Source organism: Oleiphilus sp. HI0132 (assembly GCF_001635845.1).
The window spans coordinates 1-1,315 of record NZ_LWGJ01000447.1 but is presented as its reverse complement, the minus strand read 5'-3'; the positions used below and the strand labels follow the sequence as shown (position 1 = coordinate 1,315).

Genomic DNA, 1,315 nt, shown 5'->3' with positions numbered 1-1,315 from the left:
ATCACCAGACTGCTACTGCATGCATTCCCTTGTTCCGGGGCAGGAGTGCCTCGCTTCAGCGGTGCTGAGCTGTTCCTTTATGTCACTAATTTTATGTATAATCTTTTCAGTAACTGGTCTCTGAGTCAACCTGGAGGGTGGTAAACATTGTTTCAAAATGTACCCGTTTGAGCTCCGTCACGGTCCCCGGATTCACAATTACTACGGCCATTATACCTTCAGATACAATTCTTGGTTAACAGACGCGCCAGTTTCGAGTAGAATACCGCCTCCATTATTTCAACGCTCCTTCGATGAGGTACGCCTTTATTATGTTGGAACTTCGAGGCGCTCCAGCTCTCTCTCCTTTTAGAAGTCATAAACTACTTGAAACCATCCAAGCAGTTATTCCAGAAATCGAATCTGTGTATGCAGAATTTATGCACTTTATTGATGTGTCGCAGGACTTAAATCCTAGCGAACTCAATATCTTGAATAAGCTGCTTACCTATGGTCCAAGTGTGCCCTCTGAGGCAGCGGAAGGCGTTTTGTTTTTGGTTGTTCCACGGCCTGGAACAATTTCACCCTGGTCTAGTAAAGCGACCGATATTGCGCATATTTGTGGCTTGAATCAGGTAAATCGAATTGAACGCGGTGTCGCATATTATGTTCGATCTGCTGAAAAGCTTACGCTCGAACAGCGCCAAACGCTATCTTCGCAGTTCTATGACAGAATGACTGAAGCTGTCTTCCATGAAACGGCGGGTGCCGAGTTGCTGTTTAGACACTCTGAACCGCGCCCTATGAGCAGTGTCGATGTGCTGTCATATGGTGAGAGTGCGCTTGAAGAAGCAAATAAGCGTATTGGTCTGGCTTTGGCTACAGACGAAATAGAGTATTTAACCAAAGCTTTCTGCGGGCTAAAGCGTAACCCGACAGACGTAGAGCTAATGATGTTTGCTCAGGCGAACTCTGAGCATTGTCGTCACAAGATCTTCAATGCATCTTGGGATATTGACGGTGAAGCTCAGCAAAAATCATTATTCTCGATGATTCGTAATACCAATGAGCTGAATTCTGAAGGTGTATTGTCTGCTTATGTTGATAACGCTGCGGTAATAGCCGGATCGAAAGGAAAGCGCTTCTACCCGAACCCTGAAACTCAGGAGTATCAGGCGCATGAGGAAGATATTCATATCCTCATGAAGGTTGAAACACATAACCACCCGACAGCTATTTCTCCATTCTCTGGTGCCTCGACAGGTTCAGGTGGTGAGATTCGTGATGAAGGTGCTACAGGTAAAGGCGCAAAACCTAAAGCTGGTCTGACAGGTTT

At 45.8% G+C, this 1,315-nt stretch carries 1 pseudogene; it reads left to right on the top strand.

Annotated elements, in window-relative coordinates:
- Positions 1–311: 311 nt before the first annotated feature.
- Positions 312–1,315 (top strand): annotated as a pseudogene (locus A3766_RS05530) (phosphoribosylformylglycinamidine synthase); the annotation flags it as partial.